At 53.0% G+C, this 234-nt stretch carries 1 pseudogene; it reads left to right on the forward strand.

The features are described from left to right. Nucleotides 1-22 precede the first annotated feature (22 nt). Nucleotides 23-234, forward strand: a pseudogene (locus FDX22_RS22145) (bifunctional glyoxylate/hydroxypyruvate reductase B); the annotation flags it as partial.

Raw genomic sequence — 234 nt, forward strand, 5'->3', positions numbered from 1 at the left:
ATTTTAACTTACGGAGATTCGCATGAAGCCGTCCATTATTCTCTATAAAGCGTTACCTGACGATTTACTGCATCGCCTGGAAGAGCATTTTACTGTCACTCAGGTGCCTAACCTGCGTTCAGAAACCGTAGCACAGCACGCCGAAGCCTTTGCCAGCGCGGAAGGCCTGCTGGGCTCCAGTGAAGCCGTCAATACCGCCCTGCTGGAGAAAATGCCGAAACTGCGCGCGACCTC

The organism is Citrobacter sp. TBCS-14, assembly GCF_005280805.1.
In the GTDB taxonomy this organism is placed as follows: Bacteria; Pseudomonadota; Gammaproteobacteria; order Enterobacterales; family Enterobacteriaceae; genus Citrobacter; species Citrobacter gillenii.